Source organism: Paraburkholderia sp., assembly GCF_028283785.1.
GTDB lineage: Bacteria > Pseudomonadota > Gammaproteobacteria > Burkholderiales > Burkholderiaceae > Paraburkholderia.
Window position 1 is genome coordinate 728,084 of the sequence record NZ_JAPWKB010000005.1, and the last position, 17,021, is coordinate 745,104.

Sequence of the window (17,021 nt, forward strand, 5' to 3'; positions counted from 1 at the left end):
CCCGTTAGTTGCGACTAACGATTGTACTATCCGCCCCAGGCGCGCAGGCGACGTTCACCGCGATGACGCGAAGCAGCGTCCGATGCCGTGCGCGACGCAGCGGCCGCAGCAGCAATCTGCGCATCTTCATATGCGGATGCCGCGAACGAAAAAACCGCAGGCAGCGCATTCGACGCGCCGAAATCCACGAGCTCGTCCGTTTCCGGATAAGGAAGCGCCGAAGGCCGCTGAAACAGGCCGAGCATCGACGCTTCGTAGCGGCTGGCAAAGCCGAGATCCGCGAGTGCTTCGGCCTCGATTGCGTGCAGCAGACGCCAGGTCAGCGGAACCTGCTGCGAGATATAACGCCCGGCAATATCGCGGACAATTTGCTGCAGATCGCGCGCAGCGGTTTGGAAACGCCGCGCGGCAAGCGCCCGGTCGAGGGTCGGTTCGTACACGTTCGGCTCCGGTTTTGATCTGCGTATACTGTACAAACATACAGTGTTTGACGCAACCTCGTCCGTTCGGCCTACGTGCCGTTCATCGACGCTTCAGCCGTGAATCACCACCAGTAACGCCCGCGCTTCGCCTTTGCCCACATTGCGGATCGCATGCGGCTCGTCGGCGACATAGCGTGCGGTGTCCGCGGCTTTCAGACGCTTCGTCGTGCCGGCCGCCTCGACTTCGATCGATCCTTGCAGCACCGTCAGATGTTCACGCGTGCCCGGCTCGTGCGCGTTGGAGACCAGCGCGCCACCCGCCTGCAAGGTCAATTCGTACCATTCGAACTTGCCCGCCAGTTCGATCGGCCCCCACACGCGCAACTGATACTTGGCATCGTGTCCGCTCAAGGTCGGAATTTCGTGCGGCCCGGCGACGGCAATCGCTTCCGGCGCCTTTTGCGGCGCGAACAACGAATCGAGACTGACGCCGAGCGCATTCGTCAGTCGCCATGCCACCGCAATGGTCGGGTTCGCCTTGTCACGTTCGATCTCGGACAGCATCGACTTGGACACGCCCGCCGCGCGCGACAGATCGTCGAGCGTCATCTTGCGTTCGCTACGCAAGCGTTGAATCTGCTCGCCCACGCGCGGCGGCGCCGCCACTGCCGGCGTTACGATAGACGCAGCGCTTGCCGCGCCACGCCGGTTTTGTGAACTTGCCATTTCTCGACCCATCGTTTAGAGTTGTTCGTTATATCGAAATAACGTTCGATAAATCGAATAAATTCAATAAAACTGACAGCCGACTATAGCAGGCCGCCGCACCCCAAGCGAGGCGTCATGCGGGCCGGTCACTCACCTGGAGTGTGATTCATGCGTGATTCCTACCTCGCTCATCTGCGCGGCACGCTCGACCAGATTCGCGCAGACGGCTTCTACAAGACCGAACGCGTGATCGCGAGCCCGCAGTCGGCTGGCGTGCAACTGTCGAGCGGTGCAAACGTGCTCAACTTTTGCGCGAACAACTATCTCGGACTCGCGGACGATCGACGTCTGATCGACGCCGCGAAAGACGGTCTCGATCGCGATGGATTCGGCATGGCGTCGGTGCGCTTCATCTGCGGCACGCAGACAGTTCACAAGCAACTCGAAACCGCGTTGGCCGACTTCCTTCAGATGGAAGACTGCATTCTGTATTCAAGCTGTTTCGATGCGAACGGCGGTTTGTTCGAAACCTTGCTCGACGACGCCGACGCCATCATCAGCGACGAGCTGAATCACGCCAGCATCATCGACGGCGTGCGGCTGTCGAAAGCGAAGCGTTTTCGCTACAAGAACAACGATCTGGCCGATCTCGAAGCCAGGCTCAAGGAAGCGGACGCAGCCGGCGCGCGCTTCAAGCTGATCGCCACGGACGGCGTGTTTTCGATGGACGGCATCATCGCCAATCTCGCGGGCATCTGCGATCTCGCCGACCGCTACGGCGCGCTCGTGATGGTCGACGATTCGCATGCGGTGGGTTTTATCGGCGAACACGGACGCGGCACGCCGGAACATTGCGGCGTGCTGTCGCGCATCGACATTCTGACGGGCACGCTCGGCAAGGCGCTCGGCGGCGCATCGGGCGGTTATATCGCTGCTCGCAAGGAAGTGATCGAGCTGCTGCGCCAGCGCTCGCGTCCGTATCTGTTCTCGAACACGCTGGCCCCGAGCATTGCTGCGGCCACGCTGAAAGTGCTCGAACTCCTCGCCAGTGACGAAGGCGCGCAATTGCGCACTCGCGTCCGCGAGAATGGCGCACGCTTTCGCGACGCGATGAGCGCGCTCGGTTTCACGCTGGTTCCGGGTGAGCATCCGATCATTCCGGTGATGCTCGGCGACGCGCAACTTGCATCGAAAATGGCCGACGCGTTGCTTGCGGAAGGCGTCTACGTGATCGGTTTTTCGTTCCCTGTCGTGCCTAAAGGCCGCGCGCGTATTCGCACGCAAATGAGCGCCGCGCACACCGCGGAGCAGATCGATCGCGCGGTCGATGCGTTTGCGCGCGTCGGCCGAACACTTGGCGTGATCTGAACGGAGACGCAGATGAAAGCATTGGCAAAACTCGAACGTGCACCCGGCCTCACGCTGACCGATGTACCGAAGCCGGAAGTCGGCCATAACGACGTGATGATCCGCATCACGCGCACCGCGATTTGCGGCACCGATATCCACATCTGGAAATGGGACGACTGGGCGCAAAAGACCATTCCCGTGCCGATGCATGTCGGCCATGAATACGTCGGCGAGATCGTCGAAATGGGCCAGGAAGTGCGTGGCTTTGCGATCGGCGACCGCGTGTCCGGCGAAGGACACATCACCTGCGGATTTTGTCGCAACTGTCGTGCGGGACGTCGTCATTTGTGCCGCAATACCGTCGGCGTCGGTGTGAATCGCGAAGGCGCGTTCGCCGAATATCTGGTCATTCCCGCGTTCAACGCATTCAAGATTCCGCCCGAGATTTCCGACGATCTCGCCGCGATTTTCGATCCGTTCGGCAACGCGACGCATACGGCGCTGTCGTTCAACCTCGTCGGCGAAGACGTGTTGATTACCGGCGCGGGACCGATCGGCATCATGGCCGTGGCGATCGCGAAACACGTCGGTGCGCGCAATGTCGTGATCACCGACGTCAACGACTATCGCCTCGAACTCGCGCGCAAGATGGGCGCGACGCGGGCGGTCAACGTCTCGCGCGAATCGTTGCGCGACGTGATGGCCGATCTGCACATGACGGAAGGCTTCGATGTGGGCCTTGAAATGTCAGGCGTACCGAGCGCATTCACCGGCATGCTCGAAGCGATGAATCACGGCGGAAAGATTGCATTGCTCGGTATTCCACCGTCGCAAACCGCCATCGACTGGACTCAGGTGATCTTCAAAGGCCTTGAAATCAAGGGGATTTACGGTCGCGAGATGTTCGAGACCTGGTACAAGATGGTCGCCATGCTGCAAAGCGGGTTGGACTTGTCGCCGATACTCACGCACCACTTCAAGGTCGACGATTATCAAGCTGCGTTTGCAACCATGCTTTCCGGCGAAAGCGGAAAGGTGATTCTCGATTGGACCGTCTGATTCAGGTCGTATCCGAATTGATCAGGATGTCGGAATAAAAGGCGAAGCGCATGCTTCGCCTTTTTTATTGGCCGATCGCGAACATTACTGGGCCGCGCGCGGCTTGACGAATTCGGCTTGAATCCGGACGTGAACGTCGTCGCCGACCGCTGGAAACCACGTCGACAATCCAAATTTCGCGCGACTAAACGTGCCTTCGGCGGAAAAGCCCAAGGTGTCCTGCTTCGTCAACGGATCGGGTGCGAAACCGTTGAAGGTCACGTCAAGCGTGACCGGCCGCGTCACGTCGCGAATCGTCAGATTGCCGGTGAGCGTGCCGCGTGCGTTGCCAGTGCGTTGAAAACCGGTACTCACAAACCGCATTTGCGGATGGCGCTCGACGTCGAACATGTCCGCGCCTTTGACCAGCTTGTCGAGAATCGGCACATTGGTATCGACGCTCGCGGCATCGATCGCGACGGTGACCGTGCTGTTCTCCATGCCGCCCGCTTGCCAGCCGAGTTGTGCGGTCGCGCGATCGAAGCGCATCGTGAAGCGCGAATACTTCAGATGATCGACATCGAACACGATGCTCCAGTGATGCGGATCGAGCGTGTAACGCGCGGCCGGCACGCGCGCTTCATTCGCGTTGACGGAATGCGTGACCACGCGCAACGGCGTGCACGCGGCCGCCGTCAACACGAGCGTCAAACACGCCGCGCGCGCGACGCGTCGATGTAGTGCAATTGTCCTCATGTACGGCTCCATAAACGCGATTGACGAGACGATACCGCATGTGCCGGACGAACAACCGCTTCGTCGGGCGGCACGTTCGCGTTTGAGCGCGCGCCAATGCACCTGGAAAATAAATTTGACGGAGGAGAATGATCGTTCTACCATCGGCGGATGACTTCCTCCACTGACACGTCGTCGCCGGCCGGCGCGCGCGAACGTCTGCTCGACGCAGCCGAGGCGCTGATCTACGCAGGCGGGATTCACGCAACGGGCGTCGATGCGATCGTTCGCGAATCGGGTACGGCACGCAAGAGCTTTTATACGCACTTCGGTTCGAAAGACGCGCTGATCGCAGCCGCGCTCGAACGACGCGACGAACGCTGGATGAACTGGTTTATCGACGGCACGCACACGCGTGGCAAGACACCTCGTACGCGTCTGCTGGCGATGTTCGACACGCTGCGCGAATGGTTCGAATCCGCCGACTTTCACGGCTGCGCATTTCTCAATGCGTCCGGTGAAATTGCCGATCCGAACGATCCCGTTCGCGCGGTGGCGCGTTATCACAAGGAACGGTTGCTCGCGTTCGTGCTCGAGCAATGCAAGGAATTTGCCGCGACGAGCGGAGCCACGCGCGTTAATCCGGCGCGCACCGAACGGCTTGCACGGCAATGGTTGATCCTGATCGACGGCGCGATCGGCGTTGCGCTGGTCAGCGGCGACGCGCATGCCGCCGACGACGCGCGCCATGCCGCCGAGCAGCTGCTGTCCACTCATCCGGCGCACGCGCCAGACGCGGGCCATGTGAAACCCCGCCGCGCCGTCACCCGAAGCCGAACCTAGGAGTCTTGCCATGACCGATGCAGTCGAAACCCGTCCGCCGTTGCCGCCGTTCACGCGCGAAACCGCGATCCAGAAAGTGCGCGGCGCCGAAGACGGCTGGAACACGCGCGATCCCGCGCGCGTATCGCTCGCGTACACGCCGCAAAGCGTGTGGCGCAACCGTGCGGAATTCGTCACGGGCCGCGACGCGATCGTCGGTCTGTTGCAGCGCAAGTGGGCACGCGAACTCGACTACCGCCTGATCAAGGAACTCTGGGCGTTCACCGACAATCGCATCGCCGTCCGTTTTGCGTATGAATGGCACGACGATTCGGGACACTGGTTCCGTTCCTATGGCAACGAGAACTGGGAGTTCGACGAAAACGGTCTGATGGCGCGTCGTCACGCGAGCATCAACGACTTGCCGATCCACGAATCTGACCGGTTGTATCACTGGCCGTTGGGTCGTCGTCCGGACGATCATCCCGGCTTGTCCGATCTGGGGTTGTAAGCGCACAACACGCGCGCGCCGTGTCACGCAAAAGCCCGGATACGCGCTCCACAATGACGATGCCGCTTGAGGTACAGTGCCCGACGGGCGGCACTGCCTATTCAATCGTCATTCATTACACCGGCGCTCGACCGGTGACGGAGCGGACATGGCTTTACAACAGAACAAGACGATCCGGCGCGCGTTGACGGCCGGCGCAGTGCTGGTTGCCGGCATGAGCATCGCACCGGTTGCGCAGGCCGGATGGTGCGACGGCGGCGTCTGGGGCGATGCGATGCTCGCGTCGTATCACATCAACGCCGACGCCGATAAGCACTTCAACCAGTTCAATCCGGGCCTCGGTGTCGAATGCTGGATCAACGGGCAATGGGCGCTGACAGTCGGCGGCTTTCGCAATTCGCTCGACCGTCCGTCGTACTACGGCGGTGGCGTGTGGGCACCGGAATTCGCGCATTTCGGCGTGATCCGTATCGCGGCCATCGCCGGGATTATCTCGGGCTACAACTACGGCAACTGGGGACTCGGCAAGAATCACACAATCGGTCCCGTTGCCGCGCCGATCGTGATGTTCGAATACAAACGCGTCGGTGCAAACCTGATCGTGATCCCGCCCATTCCTTCCGACGATCTCCCGTTCACCATTGGTTTTCAGGTGAAGTACAAGTTCTAGCCGCACGCACCGACCGTCCAAGGTGAGCCTTCCCAGGATGGTGAGGAATTCCAGGAGATCACGCTCGCCGGTTCGAAGGTGAGGTGATCCAGGAGACGACACCGTTTACGTCAAAGGTGAGTTGTTCCAGGAGAACTCTGCGTGGGCTCGCAAGGTGAGCCGTTCCAGGAGACGCACTCACCTCAGCGGGCGGTGAGCGTTTCCAGGAGACTGCGCAGTCGCCACGCAACTTGTATCCTTCCTGCGATCCCTTTACCGACGATGCGCATCCAAGGAGCCGATTCCGTGGCAAATCTCGAACTCGACAATCCCTTTCTCGAAGACCTCGGCGCGTCGCTGACCGAATGGCGCGCGGGCTACGCCGAAGTCGCGTTGCCGATCAAACCATCGCATATGAACCGTCAGCGCATCCTGCAAGGTGGCGTCGTCGCGACCTTGCTCGATGCCGCATGCGGCTACGCGGGTCTGTTCAGCGAGTCGGACGAAAAAATTCATGGCTTCACGCTGTCGCTGACCGTCAATTATCTGGATCGCGGGATCGGCGATACGGTGGTCGCGAAAGGCTTTATCGAGCGTCAGGGCAAGTCGGTGTTCTTCTGTCGGGGGGAAGCGTGGATCGACGGCCGGTTGCTGATCGCCAGCGCGCAAGGCACCTTCAAATACGCCAGATCGCGTTGATATCGCATCGACGGTGAGCTTTTGCGGGAGCGACGCCGTCGACCGTTTCTGGCTTGCAAAGCGCTTACCACCGCTTACTGTGCATTTCACTTTGTGTGGTTTGCGCACGCCGCGGCGCCGCTCATATTCTCCGTAATCCCCGTCTGATAAGGCTTCGCGTACATCGAACGCGATCCGGCCCGCTACGACTTTTGTCGTCTTTGTAACCAGCCAGTTAAACGTCGATCGTCAGCCCTTGCTAAGGTGCCGCTAACGAACGGGCGATGGCCCGTTTGCAAAACCTGAGAAGGAGGATGCATGAAGAAGATCGCGATGCTGGCAGTGTTTGCCGCGCTGAGTGCTACGTTGAGCGGATGCTGGTGGGGTCCGCCGCCGGGTTGGGGTGGCGGTGGTGGCGGTGGCGGCGGTCCCGGTGGTGGCGGTGGTGGTGGCCCCGGCGGTGGCCCGCGCGGCGACGTGGTCGTCCCGCACAACACGGCTCAAGGCTGATCGACCGCTGATCCGGTTGTTCGCCGCTTGTCAAAACGCCCGCCTTGCGCGGGCGTTTTTTATTGTCGACCGACTTCGACCGACCGGCTGCCGGACTGCACCAGAAGTGCGTCCCGTCGCCGGGTAAGGTGAGGATATTCGGGAGCATCCAGATCGGTGTTGGCGGGTGGGTCGATGCAATCCGCCCGCCGTGTGGGCGATTCACGCCGCTTTGCGCGTCCAAAGGTGAGGTTTTTCGGGAGCCAGGACCGGTGATGCGCAACCACGACGTCCACGCACCGAAGCAGTGCCGTTCCACTGCGCCGCTCATTTGAAGCGGATATGTTCCATATAAATCAATGATTTAGATGGAATGTCGTAGGCGCATAACCGACGCCCGTGAACACACGCGCAGACCCACGCGATCAAAGGTGAGGGTTTTCAGGAGAGTGCGGACGGGTGCTGGATTGGTGAGAGACCGCATCACCTTCAGGGTGTTTTACCGCTGATTTGGCCGGATCGACGTCCTGATGCGGTTTCCAGCGATGTCCAAAAGACCGGATTGCGCCGCGCCCGAAGTCTCAAAGGTGAGGATTTTCGGGAGCGGTTCGGAAGCGCGACGACGCGTCGAACGGCGGCCGCGCGACGTGTCGGATATCACTTCGCCGGTACGACTTCCCGAATATCGGCAACGGGCGTGTCGCCGAATGCGTCGCTCATCGCATACGCAATCAGGTTCGCGGCGGTCTGTTCCGCAGTCGCGAGCTGACCGTTCTGCTTAAGTTGCTCGAAGCGTTCGCGCATCGGAAACGCGTCGATGCCGCTGCCGCGAATTTCCGCCTGCATGCCCGTATCGATGACGCCCGGCGCGAGGCTGCAGATGCGCAACGCGCGATTGGCGTCGAGCGCCACGGCACGCGCGTGATGATCGAGCGCGGCCTTGGTCGCGCAATAGATGCTCCAGCCGGCCATTGCGTTGCGGGCCGCGCCGCTCGAAATATGCACGATGCGGCGGTCGGTAGCATCGACGGCGGCTTGTGTTACGGCGCTGGCCAGCATCAGCGGCGCAGCGACGTTGAGCGCGACCGCGCTTGCGATCGCAACCGCGTCCTGGATCTCGAGCGGACCGACTGGTTGCACGATGCCCGCATTGTTGAACAGCACGACCGTCGCCGCGCCGCCGACGAAGCGGCTCAGCGCATCGGTGGCGATCCATTGCGCGAGGCTGGCGGTGTCGGCGAGATCGAGTTCGGTCTCTGTCAACGTGTCGGCGAAACGTTCGGCGAGCGCGGGATTGCGGGTGCGGCCGAGTCCGAGCACCGCGATGCCTTGCGACAGGAACTGTTCGGCGAGCGCTGCGCCGACGCCGCGCGAATGGCCGGTAACGATGACGCGAGTGGTAGACGTGGTCATGGCGATGAGCTCGTGAAAGGGTGTGAAAGAGGCGGGCATTTTCGCACGACGTGCAAAAATAGCCGTTCCCGACTTCGCCCACCCGGCATCCGGCGGTCCACGATGGTTCTGAAAAACCTGCTGCGACGACTCGATCTGACGACGCTGCATCTGTTCCTCGCGGTTCACGAGGAAGGCACGCTGACACGCGCCGCCGAGCGCGAAGCGATTGCCGTGTCGGCGGCGAGCAAGCGGCTGCTCGAACTCGAACAGGCGGTCGGCGCGACGCTGTTTCAGCGCACCGCACGCGGCATGACGCTGACGCCTGCCGGTGAAACGTTGCTGCATCACGCGCGGCGCGTGTTGCGCGATATCGAAAGCATCGGCATCGAACTGGCCGGGCACGCGAGCGGCGTGCGCGGCTACGTGCGGATGATGGCGAACCTGTCCGCGATCGTCGAATTTCTGCCCGAAGATTTGCGCGCGTTCCAGCACGACAACGAACGCGTGAAGCTCGATCTCGAAGAGCGTCCGAGCGGCGGCGTCGTCGAGGCGATTGCCGACAGTCTCGCGGACATCGGCATCTGCTCCGGCGATACCGACACCCGCGATCTGCACGTCGCGCATTACCGTCGCGACGCGCTCGTCGTCGTGATGCGCGACGACGATCCGCTGGCCGTGCGCGAGCATGTGATGTTCGCCGACACGCTCGATAGCGATCACGTCGGCTTGCACGCGGCCAGCACGATCAACATGCGCATTCACCTGGCCGCGCGCGAGGCCGGACGTTCGCTGCGCCTGCGCATCCACGTGCCCGGTTTCGACGCTGTCTGCCGGATGGTGCAGGCGGGGATGGGCGTCGGCGTGGTGCCGCGCAAGGTCTATCAGTTGATGGGCCGTCCGCTCGGACTGACGGCCGCCACGCTCGGCGACGACTGGGCGCAGCGCGACCTGATCCTCGTGGTGCGCGACGTCGACGCGTTGTCGCCCGTCAGCCGGCTTCTGTACGATCATTTGCGGCTGGCCGAAGCCGCTGAAGCCGCGGAATCGCCGGTCTCGCCGACGCCGTAAAGCGCGAGACCCGACGTCCGGCGAGCGTTCGTCAAACGCGAACGCCCGTTGGCGAATTGCGGTTGGACGCTGCCCCGACCCGCCTCATAAGCTGTCTCCAATACGAAACAGAGATGGAGACAGCACCATGAGTGGACCTCTTCAGGGCATTCGCGTGATCGAGATCGGCACGTTGATCGCCGCGCCGTTCGCCGCGCGGCTGATGGCCGAGTTCGGCGCCGACGTAATCAAGATCGAAGCGCCCGAAACCGGCGACCCGCTGCGCAAATGGCGCAAATTGCACGAGGGCACGTCGCTCTGGTGGTATCTGCAATCGCGCAACAAGAAGTCGATCTGCATCAATCTGAAGTCGCCGGAAGGCGTGGAGATCGTGAAGAAACTCGCCGCCGACGCCGACGTCGTCATCGAAAATCTGCGTCCCGGCGCGCTCGAAAAGCTCGGCATCGGCTGGGACGTCCTCCACGCGATCAATCCCAAACTGACGATGGTGCGCATCTCCGGTTACGGCCAGTCCGGCCCGTATCGCGACCGGCCCGGCTTCGGCGCGATCGGCGAAGCGATGGGCGGGATTCGCTACACGACCGGCGAAGTGGACGGCGCCCCGGCGCGCGTCGGCGTCAGCCTCGGCGATTCGCTTGCGTCGTTGCACGGCGTGATCGGCGCGTTGATGTCGCTGCTGCGCGTCAAGACCGGACAAGGCGACGGTCAGGTGGTGGACGTGTCGCTGGTCGAAAGCGTCTTCAACCTGATGGAAAGCCTCGTCCCCGAATACGACCTGCTCGGCCACGTGCGCGAACGCAGCGGCGGCGCATTGCCGGGCATCGCGCCGTCGAACACCTATCCGACCGAGGATCACGGCTACGTCGTGATTGCGGGCAATAGCGACCCGATCTTCCGTCGCCTGATGCAGGTGATCGGCCGCGCGGATCTCGCCGACGATCCCGCGCTGGCCCGCAACGACGGCCGCGCCGCGCAAAGCGCGATGCTCGACGCGGCGATTGCCGCGTGGACCTCGCATCATTCCACCGACGACGTGCTCGCCGCGCTCGAACGTGCGGAAGTACCTGCGGGACGCATCTATTCGGTTGCCGATATCGTCGGCGATCCGCATTACCAGGCGCGCGACATGTTGCTGAACGCGGATTTGCCGGGCGGAAAGTCGGTGAAGATGCCGGGCATCGTGCCGAAGCTGTCGGACACGCCGGGTCAAGTGATGTGGCAAGGACCGGAACTGGGCGCGCATACGGCGAGCGTGCTGACCGAACTCGGTTTCGCCGCCGACGATATCGCGCGGCTGCGCCGCGAAGGAGCCGTGCAATGAGCGTATTCGATCAAACCCAGCCGTACGACGCATTGCTCGTTCAGGAAGTCTCGCCGCGCGACGGCTTGCAGATCGAACCGACCTGGGTCGAAACCGCCGACAAGATCGCGCTGATCGATCAGCTGTCGACGTTCGGTTTTTCGCGTATCGAAGCGGGTTCGTTCGTGTCGCCGAAAGCGATTCCCGCACTGCGCGACGGCGAAGCCGTGTTCCAGCAGATCGCGCGCGATCCGGGCGTGATTTACGTCGCGCTCGTGCCGAATCTGAAGGGCGCGGAACGCGCGCTCGCGTCGCGCGCCGACGAGTTGAATCTCGTGATGTCGGCCAGTCAGACCCACAACCGCGCAAATATGCGGATGAGTTGCGAGGCGTCGCTCGCGGCGTTCGGCGACATCGTGCGTCACGTGCACGCCGGGGATTCGACGCACGACGGCGCGGTAGCAAAATCCGTCACGTTGAATGCATCGGTGGCGACTGCGTTCGGCTGTCCGTTCGAAGGCGCGATCGAAGAAGACCGCGTGATCGCGATCGTCGATGCGTATCTCGAAACGGGAATTCAGGGCATCACGCTCGCCGACACGACCGGCATGGCGAACCCGCGACAGGTCGCACGGCTCGTCAGGCGCACGCTGGAGCGGCTGCCGTCGAACGCGTTGACGCTGCACTTCCACAACACGCGCGGCCTCGGTCTCGCCAACGTGCTGGCCGCTTACGAAGCAGGCGCGCGACGCTTCGATGCCGCGCTCGGCGGACTGGGCGGCTGCCCGTTCGCGCCGGGCGCATCGGGCAACATCTGCACCGAAGACCTCGTCAACCTGTGCGACGAAATGGGCATTCCGACCGGCATTGATCTGGCGCGCCTGATCGCGCTGTCGCGCACCTTGCCCGCGTTGCTCGGTCACGAACTGCCGAGCCAGATCGCCAAGGCCGGGCGCAATGCCGACCTGCATCCGGTGCCCGGGTACGTGCGCGCGCTGTGATGCCCAAGGCGTGCTGAATCGCGTCTAAACCTCAAACCGAAACATACGACCGGACGGCACCGCCAGTCCGGCATGGAGACAATCATGAGCAACCTGAGCGCCGTCGCAGGCAGCACGCCGGATTCGACCGGCCACGCCAATCCTGCCGAAGCTGGCGAAGCCGATATGCGCGCGATCATTCGCAAGGTCGCGTGGCGGCTGATGCCGCTGATCATGCTGTGTTATCTGTTCGCGTTCTTCGACCGGATCAACATCAGCTTCGCGAAATTCCAGCTACAAAGCGACCTTGGATTTTCCGATACCGCGTACGGACTCGGCGCGAGTCTGTTCGTGATCGGCTACGTGCTGTTCGAGGTGCCGAGCAACCTGTTTCTGTACAAGGTCGGCGCGCGTCGATGGATCGCGAGGATCATGATTTCGTGGGGACTCGCGACGGCCGCGATGGTGTTCGTCAACAACGAATGGCAGTTCTACGGGCTGCGCTTCGTGATCGGCGCGATGGAAGCGGGCTTTGCGCCCGGCGTGCTGTATTACCTGACGCTGTGGTTCCCGGCCAGTTTTCGCGGACGGGTGACGTCGCTGCTGTTTCTCGCGTCGGCGTTCTCGGGCTTGGTCGGTGCGCCGCTGTCGGGTCTCGTGCTCGGTCATATGAACGGCGTGATGGGCATGCCCGGCTGGCACTGGCTGTTTCTGCTCGGCGGCTTGCCGTGCGTGCTGCTGGGAATTCTGGTGCTGCGTGTGCTGAAAGATCGCATCGAAGACGCCGGTTGGCTGACGAGCACCGAGAAAGCGACGCTCGCCAGTCAGATCACCCGTCAGACGCAACACACCGAGCATGGTCATTCGCTGCTCGGCGCAATCAGAACGCCGGGTTTTCTGACGCTCGGGCTGGTGTACTTCCTGATCCAGGTCGCGTCGTACGGGCTCAACTTCTGGGCGCCGCATCTGATTCGCGCCGCGGGCACGCAGAATCCGACGGTGATCGGTTTGCTGACGGCGGTTCCCTACATCACAGGCGCGATTTGCATGGTTGTCGTCGGGCGTCTGTCGGATGCGACGGGTGAGCGTCGCAAGTTCGTCTGCGGGTTGCTGGTGATGGCGGCGATCGGCTTCTTCGCGGCGGGTTTCTTCGACAAGCAAACCACGCTGCTGATCGTCGCGCTGGCGGTGATGGGGGCGGGCGTGGTCGCGTCGATCCCGGCGTTCTGGGCGTTGCCGCCGAAACTCGTGACGGGCGCCGGTGCGGCGGGCGGCATTGCGTTGATCAACACGTTGGGGCAACTGGGCGGCATCGTCAGTCCGGTGATGGTTGGGCGGGTGCGCGACCTCACCGGCAGCACGACGCCGGCGCTGTACGCGATCGGCGTCACGACCCTAATCTGCGCGGCGATCGTGCTGTACGGCTTGCCGGCCGCGTTGCGGCAGAAGGATGCGGCGGCCTGATCCGGGCCGATTGCAGCCAGAACATTGCGTGGCGCAGAGACGCAATCCGGACGCCGGCGAAAGCCGGCGTTTTGCATGGGCGGCGGCAATTGCGTGAAAGGTGAGGGTTTTCGGGATCGGTTGTGTCGCGCTAGGGAGGGGCGTCGGATTTAGCCAGAATCGTGCCAAAAGTGGCGGTTTTCGCCAGGATCGCCGCCTGGTTTGCGGTTCGCGACGGTGCTTTTTCGCGAGTGCGCGCCCGAAAGGTGAGGATATTCGGGGGTGACGGATTGTGCGAGACGGTGAGTGATGCGAGCGTCGTCGACTAACCGTGTGCGTGCCCAATTCCGGCCGTCAGTCGTATATGCGTTTTATTTCAAGCACTTGCCGCAGATCTGCTGTGGTTGTCCACAGACTTGCGAACAAAAACTGGGGATAAGTCGCGCGACTAAAACGGTTCGAATCGGCTGTCCGATGAGACGGCAGCGATGCCTGCCGCGAAACCCTTGCTGCATAACGCTGTCGGCTCAATGACTTGCGGTAGGTGCAAGCGGGTTGTCCACAGGCTTTCGCACAAAAACTGGGGATAAGTTCGAGATCGTTGCCCGCACGTGCACCCGTCGAAGATAAGCGTGTGCGCTCAAGCACTTGGCCAACGTGTGAGCCGCTTATCAACAGGCTTGCGAACAAAAACTGGGGATAAGTCGAGCCTGTGAAACCGGAACAAGGTCGCGCCTCGATGCGTGCATCGCCGTGCACCGCGACCCCATAAACCAAACAGATCAATGACTTATCCCGCTTGATCGATCGTTGTCCACAGCCTTGACCACAAAATATGGGGATAACCTCGGGATTTCGCGGGCGTCGAAAGCGCGCAAATCTCGCCGAACGCCTTTATCTGCACCGCGCACGACAATCCGTGCTGCGTCAGTGACTTGCCGCGTCTGTGCGCAGCTTCTCCACAGGCTTGGTCCCAAAAACTGGGGACAACTTTCGGGCTGACGCTCAACTCTCGAGCGTTCCCGCCGACGCATCTTCACGCGCCTGCACTTGCAGGACAGCATCGCGTTTATCGAGCAGATGCTGACGCAGAATCGACGACAGCCGTTTGCCGTCGCGTGCCTCCAGCGCTTTTAGCATTTCCTCGTGATCGTGGACTGCGCGATCCCACTTCGGCGTCTGAAAGTTCGAGCGGAACCGCAGCGCCTGCAAGCGTCGGTTGACGGCGATATAGGTTTGCCGCAACGCCGAATTGCGCGCTGCTTCGTTGATCTTGTCGTGGATCGCCTGATTGCGGCTGTAGTAGCCGGCGAGATCCTGTTGCACGCGGCACGCGAGCATTGCGTAATGCAGCGCCTTGATGTCGGCCAGTTCAGCGGCCGTGATGCGCTCGCACGCCAGCTCGCCCGCGAACGCTTCGAGGCCGCTCATCAACTCGAACGTCTCGCGCAATTCCGCCTCCGACATCTTCGATACCGATGCGCCGCGATTCGGCTCGATATCGATCAATCCTTCCGCCGCGAGCACTTTCAGCGCCTCACGCAACGGCGTGCGCGAAATGCCGAGCGTTTCGCACAACTCGCGCTCGTTCAGCTTCTTGCCCGGCGCGAGCACGCCCTCGACGATAAAGCGCCGGATGTGTTCCACCACCGTGTCGTGCAACCGCTGACGCTCGACCTTCGGCATCAATGTCGACGGCGCACCTGCGTCGAAGTCCGCATTTTGCATTCAAAAATCCTCCATAGCTCACGCTAATGAGTTTATCGGATGACCAAACGACCGGCTCTGTAGGGTGAATACGAGCGGGTAAACACCGGTCGTTTTCGGTCTTGGGATCGCCGTCGTTCGCTGATATAGTTTTTTGCATGCAAAATTCAATCGGAGAACGCGCAATGCTGAAACTCGATTTTCACCCCGCCGGCCGACACTTCCTGCAGATTCCCGGCCCGAGCCCGGTGCCCGATCGAATTTTGCGAGCGATGAGCTATCCGACCATCGATCACCGTGGTCCCGAATTCGGCGAACTCGGCCTGAAAGTACTCGACGGCATCAAGAAGATCTTCAAGACGCAGCAGCCCGTCGTGATTTACCCGGCGTCCGGAACCGGCGCATGGGAAGCGGCGCTGTCGAACACGCTCAGCCCCGGCGATGCGGTGCTGATGTTCGAAACCGGCCACTTCGCGACGCTGTGGAAGAAGATGGCGGAAAGCCTCGGTCTGAAGCCCGAGTTTCTCGGCTTGCCTGGCATCGAAGGCTGGCGGCGCGGCGTTCAACCGCAGATGATCGAAGCGCGTCTGCGCGACGACACCCAACACGCGATCAAAGCCGTCTGCGTGGTCCACAACGAGACATCGACGGGCGTGACGTCCGACATCGCCGCCGTGCGGCGCGCGATCGACGCTGCGGGTCACCCGGCGCTGCTGCTGGTCGACACGATTTCAGGACTCGCGTGCGCCGATTATCGCCACGACGAATGGGGTGTCGACGTAACCGTGTCCGGCTCGCAAAAAGGCTTGATGCTGCCGCCGGGCATCAGCTTCAACGCGATTTCGCCCAAGGCGATCGCGGCGAGCAAGCAGGCGACCTTGCCGCGCGCGTTCTGGGATTGGACCGACATCATCGAGATGAACAAAACCGGCTACTGGCCGTACACGCCGAATACGAATCTGCTCTACGGTCTGCACGAAGCGCTCGAGATGATCCTGGGAGAAGGGCTCGACAACGTGTTCGCCCGACACGAGCGACTCGCCGAAGCATGCCGGCGCGCGGTCACCGCGTGGGGACTAGAGATTCAATGCGCGGACCCGGCGGTCTATAGCCCGGTGTTGACCGGCGTGATGATGCCCGACGGCATCGATGCCGACGCCGTGCGCAAAGTCATCTACGAACGTTTCGACATGTCGCTCGGCACGGGCCTCGGCAAGATGAAAGGGCGCATGTTCCGCATCGGCCACCTCGGCGATTGCAACGACCTGACCTTGATCGCGACGCTCGCCGGCTGCGAAATGGGACTGCAACTCGCGGGCGTGCCGCTCGCCGGCAGCGGGTTGCCGGCGGCTATGGCGCACCTGAAAACGCAGGCATCGGAAGCCGGTCTGAAAGCGGCCGCCTGAGTTTGTGCCGATGTTTGACCGGTGTTGTGCGAGCGTTCGTGCGCAGCTGCAGGCTCGGACGCCCGACACCGGATCGCCCCGATCGGCGCTGAAACCGGCGACGACACCCGCAACAGCGGAAGCAACGAATTAGATGACGAAGTGAGTGGCGCAAAGAACGCCGCAGCGCATCTCGCGCACGACAAAAAGCATCACCGTGACACGCAGAATCACGCGGAACGAGGCAGAAAGCCCGACGTAGAGCCGGGTGGAGACACACGTAGCGGCAAGCGACAACGACATACAACAAACGCCACACGACCATACGAAGACACGCCCAG

At 62.1% G+C, this 17,021-nt stretch carries 17 protein-coding genes; 12 read left to right on the forward strand and 5 right to left on the reverse strand.

Annotation, left to right across the window (positions count from 1 at the left end; all coding sequences use genetic code 11):
- Positions 1-26: 26 nt before the first annotated feature.
- Together PW947_RS07280 and PW947_RS07285 are read right to left on the reverse strand one after the other, a co-directional pair.
- On the reverse strand, positions 27-440 hold the full coding sequence (locus PW947_RS07280) for a DUF2471 family protein (RefSeq protein WP_299630442.1): 414 nt from the start codon (positions 438-440) through the stop codon (positions 27-29).
- A 93-nt stretch (positions 441-533) separates the two neighbouring features.
- Positions 534-1,160: an XRE family transcriptional regulator gene (locus PW947_RS07285; RefSeq protein ID WP_299630443.1), complete on the reverse strand. Its 627-nt coding sequence runs from the start codon at positions 1,158-1,160 to the stop codon at positions 534-536.
- Positions 1,161-1,298: 138 nt separating this feature from the next.
- Between PW947_RS07285 and PW947_RS07290 the strand changes: the two genes are divergently transcribed.
- Both PW947_RS07290 and tdh read left to right on the forward strand, forming a co-directional pair.
- Complete coding sequence (locus tag PW947_RS07290; protein ID WP_299630444.1) at positions 1,299-2,498, forward strand: glycine C-acetyltransferase; 1,200 nt, start codon at positions 1,299-1,301, stop codon at positions 2,496-2,498.
- Between the two features lie 12 nt (positions 2,499-2,510).
- Positions 2,511-3,539 carry an L-threonine 3-dehydrogenase gene (gene tdh, locus PW947_RS07295; RefSeq protein ID WP_299630445.1) on the forward strand — a complete coding sequence of 343 codons (1,029 nt, stop codon included), beginning with the start codon at positions 2,511-2,513 and terminating at the stop codon, positions 3,537-3,539.
- A gap of 84 nt (positions 3,540-3,623) precedes the next feature.
- Here the strand turns inward: tdh and PW947_RS07300 are convergent, their stop codons facing one another.
- Positions 3,624-4,274, reverse strand: coding sequence for a YceI family protein (locus PW947_RS07300; protein WP_299630447.1), 651 nt, complete (start codon positions 4,272-4,274; stop codon positions 3,624-3,626).
- Positions 4,275-4,424: 150 nt separating this feature from the next.
- On the opposite strand from PW947_RS07300, the gene PW947_RS07305 reads away from it, so the two are divergent.
- From PW947_RS07305 to PW947_RS07325, 5 genes are all read left to right on the forward strand, one after another.
- Complete coding sequence (locus PW947_RS07305; RefSeq protein WP_299630448.1) at positions 4,425-5,096, forward strand: TetR/AcrR family transcriptional regulator; 672 nt, start codon at positions 4,425-4,427, stop codon at positions 5,094-5,096.
- A 10-nt stretch (positions 5,097-5,106) separates the two neighbouring features.
- Positions 5,107-5,586 carry a nuclear transport factor 2 family protein gene (locus tag PW947_RS07310; RefSeq protein ID WP_299630449.1) on the forward strand — a complete coding sequence of 160 codons (480 nt, stop codon included), beginning with the start codon at positions 5,107-5,109 and terminating at the stop codon, positions 5,584-5,586.
- Between the two features lie 148 nt (positions 5,587-5,734).
- Positions 5,735-6,256, forward strand: coding sequence for a hypothetical protein (locus tag PW947_RS07315; RefSeq protein ID WP_299630450.1), 522 nt, complete (start codon positions 5,735-5,737; stop codon positions 6,254-6,256).
- A gap of 285 nt (positions 6,257-6,541) precedes the next feature.
- Positions 6,542-6,934, forward strand: coding sequence for a PaaI family thioesterase (locus PW947_RS07320; protein ID WP_299630451.1), 393 nt, complete (start codon positions 6,542-6,544; stop codon positions 6,932-6,934).
- Between the two features lie 297 nt (positions 6,935-7,231).
- The gene (locus PW947_RS07325; protein ID WP_299630453.1) at positions 7,232-7,423 is read left to right on the forward strand and encodes a hypothetical protein; all 192 of its coding nucleotides are present in this window, start codon (positions 7,232-7,234) and stop codon (positions 7,421-7,423) included.
- A gap of 636 nt (positions 7,424-8,059) precedes the next feature.
- Here PW947_RS07325 and PW947_RS07330 read toward each other — a convergent pair.
- A complete protein-coding gene (locus PW947_RS07330) occupies positions 8,060-8,815 on the reverse strand; it encodes an SDR family oxidoreductase (RefSeq protein WP_299630454.1) in 756 nt (251 codons plus the stop codon).
- 102 nt (positions 8,816-8,917) lie between these two features.
- Between PW947_RS07330 and PW947_RS07335 the strand changes: the two genes are divergently transcribed.
- From PW947_RS07335 to PW947_RS07350, 4 genes are all read left to right on the forward strand, one after another.
- Positions 8,918-9,865, forward strand: coding sequence for a LysR family transcriptional regulator (locus tag PW947_RS07335; RefSeq protein ID WP_299630455.1), 948 nt, complete (start codon positions 8,918-8,920; stop codon positions 9,863-9,865).
- A gap of 127 nt (positions 9,866-9,992) precedes the next feature.
- Positions 9,993-11,186, forward strand: a complete 1,194-nt coding sequence (locus PW947_RS07340; protein WP_299630456.1) for a CaiB/BaiF CoA-transferase family protein — start codon at positions 9,993-9,995, stop codon at positions 11,184-11,186.
- On the forward strand, positions 11,183-12,166 hold the full coding sequence (locus PW947_RS07345; protein WP_299630458.1) for a hydroxymethylglutaryl-CoA lyase: 984 nt from the start codon (positions 11,183-11,185) through the stop codon (positions 12,164-12,166). Before PW947_RS07340 ends, PW947_RS07345 begins: the two co-directional genes overlap by 4 nt.
- Positions 12,167-12,331: 165 nt before the next feature.
- Positions 12,332-13,609: an MFS transporter gene (locus PW947_RS07350; protein ID WP_299630623.1), complete on the forward strand. Its 1,278-nt coding sequence runs from the start codon at positions 12,332-12,334 to the stop codon at positions 13,607-13,609.
- Between the two features lie 984 nt (positions 13,610-14,593).
- Here the strand turns inward: PW947_RS07350 and PW947_RS07355 are convergent.
- The gene (locus PW947_RS07355; protein ID WP_299630460.1) at positions 14,594-15,316 is read right to left on the reverse strand and encodes a GntR family transcriptional regulator; all 723 of its coding nucleotides are present in this window, start codon (positions 15,314-15,316) and stop codon (positions 14,594-14,596) included.
- A 164-nt stretch (positions 15,317-15,480) separates the two neighbouring features.
- Here PW947_RS07355 and PW947_RS07360 point away from each other — a divergent pair, with 164 nt between their 5' ends.
- A complete protein-coding gene (locus PW947_RS07360; protein ID WP_299630462.1) occupies positions 15,481-16,701 on the forward strand; it encodes an aminotransferase class V-fold PLP-dependent enzyme in 1,221 nt (406 codons plus the stop codon).
- The last annotated feature ends 320 nt before the right edge of the window (positions 16,702-17,021 follow it).

What these genes read in the sequence shown, in the direction of transcription:
- PW947_RS07285 (WP_299630443.1), bottom strand. Translation starts at nt 1,160, where the DNA reads ATGGGTCGAGAAATGGCAAGTTCACAAAACCGGCGTGGCGCGGCAAGC.
- PW947_RS07290 (WP_299630444.1), top strand. Translation starts at nt 1,299, where the DNA reads ATGCGTGATTCCTACCTCGCTCATCTGCGCGGCACGCTCGACCAGATT.
- tdh (WP_299630445.1), top strand. Translation starts at nt 2,511, where the DNA reads ATGAAAGCATTGGCAAAACTCGAACGTGCACCCGGCCTCACGCTGACC.
- PW947_RS07300 (WP_299630447.1), bottom strand. Translation starts at nt 4,274, where the DNA reads ATGAGGACAATTGCACTACATCGACGCGTCGCGCGCGCGGCGTGTTTG.
- PW947_RS07305 (WP_299630448.1), top strand. Translation starts at nt 4,425, where the DNA reads ATGACTTCCTCCACTGACACGTCGTCGCCGGCCGGCGCGCGCGAACGT.
- PW947_RS07310 (WP_299630449.1), top strand. Translation starts at nt 5,107, where the DNA reads ATGACCGATGCAGTCGAAACCCGTCCGCCGTTGCCGCCGTTCACGCGC.
- PW947_RS07315 (WP_299630450.1), top strand. Translation starts at nt 5,735, where the DNA reads ATGGCTTTACAACAGAACAAGACGATCCGGCGCGCGTTGACGGCCGGC.
- PW947_RS07325 (WP_299630453.1), top strand. Translation starts at nt 7,232, where the DNA reads ATGAAGAAGATCGCGATGCTGGCAGTGTTTGCCGCGCTGAGTGCTACG.
- PW947_RS07330 (WP_299630454.1), bottom strand. Translation starts at nt 8,815, where the DNA reads ATGACCACGTCTACCACTCGCGTCATCGTTACCGGCCATTCGCGCGGC.
- PW947_RS07335 (WP_299630455.1), top strand. Translation starts at nt 8,918, where the DNA reads ATGGTTCTGAAAAACCTGCTGCGACGACTCGATCTGACGACGCTGCAT.
- PW947_RS07340 (WP_299630456.1), top strand. Translation starts at nt 9,993, where the DNA reads ATGAGTGGACCTCTTCAGGGCATTCGCGTGATCGAGATCGGCACGTTG.
- PW947_RS07345 (WP_299630458.1), top strand. Translation starts at nt 11,183, where the DNA reads ATGAGCGTATTCGATCAAACCCAGCCGTACGACGCATTGCTCGTTCAG.
- PW947_RS07350 (WP_299630623.1), top strand. Translation starts at nt 12,332, where the DNA reads ATGCGCGCGATCATTCGCAAGGTCGCGTGGCGGCTGATGCCGCTGATC.
- PW947_RS07355 (WP_299630460.1), bottom strand. Translation starts at nt 15,316, where the DNA reads ATGCAAAATGCGGACTTCGACGCAGGTGCGCCGTCGACATTGATGCCG.
- PW947_RS07360 (WP_299630462.1), top strand. Translation starts at nt 15,481, where the DNA reads ATGCTGAAACTCGATTTTCACCCCGCCGGCCGACACTTCCTGCAGATT.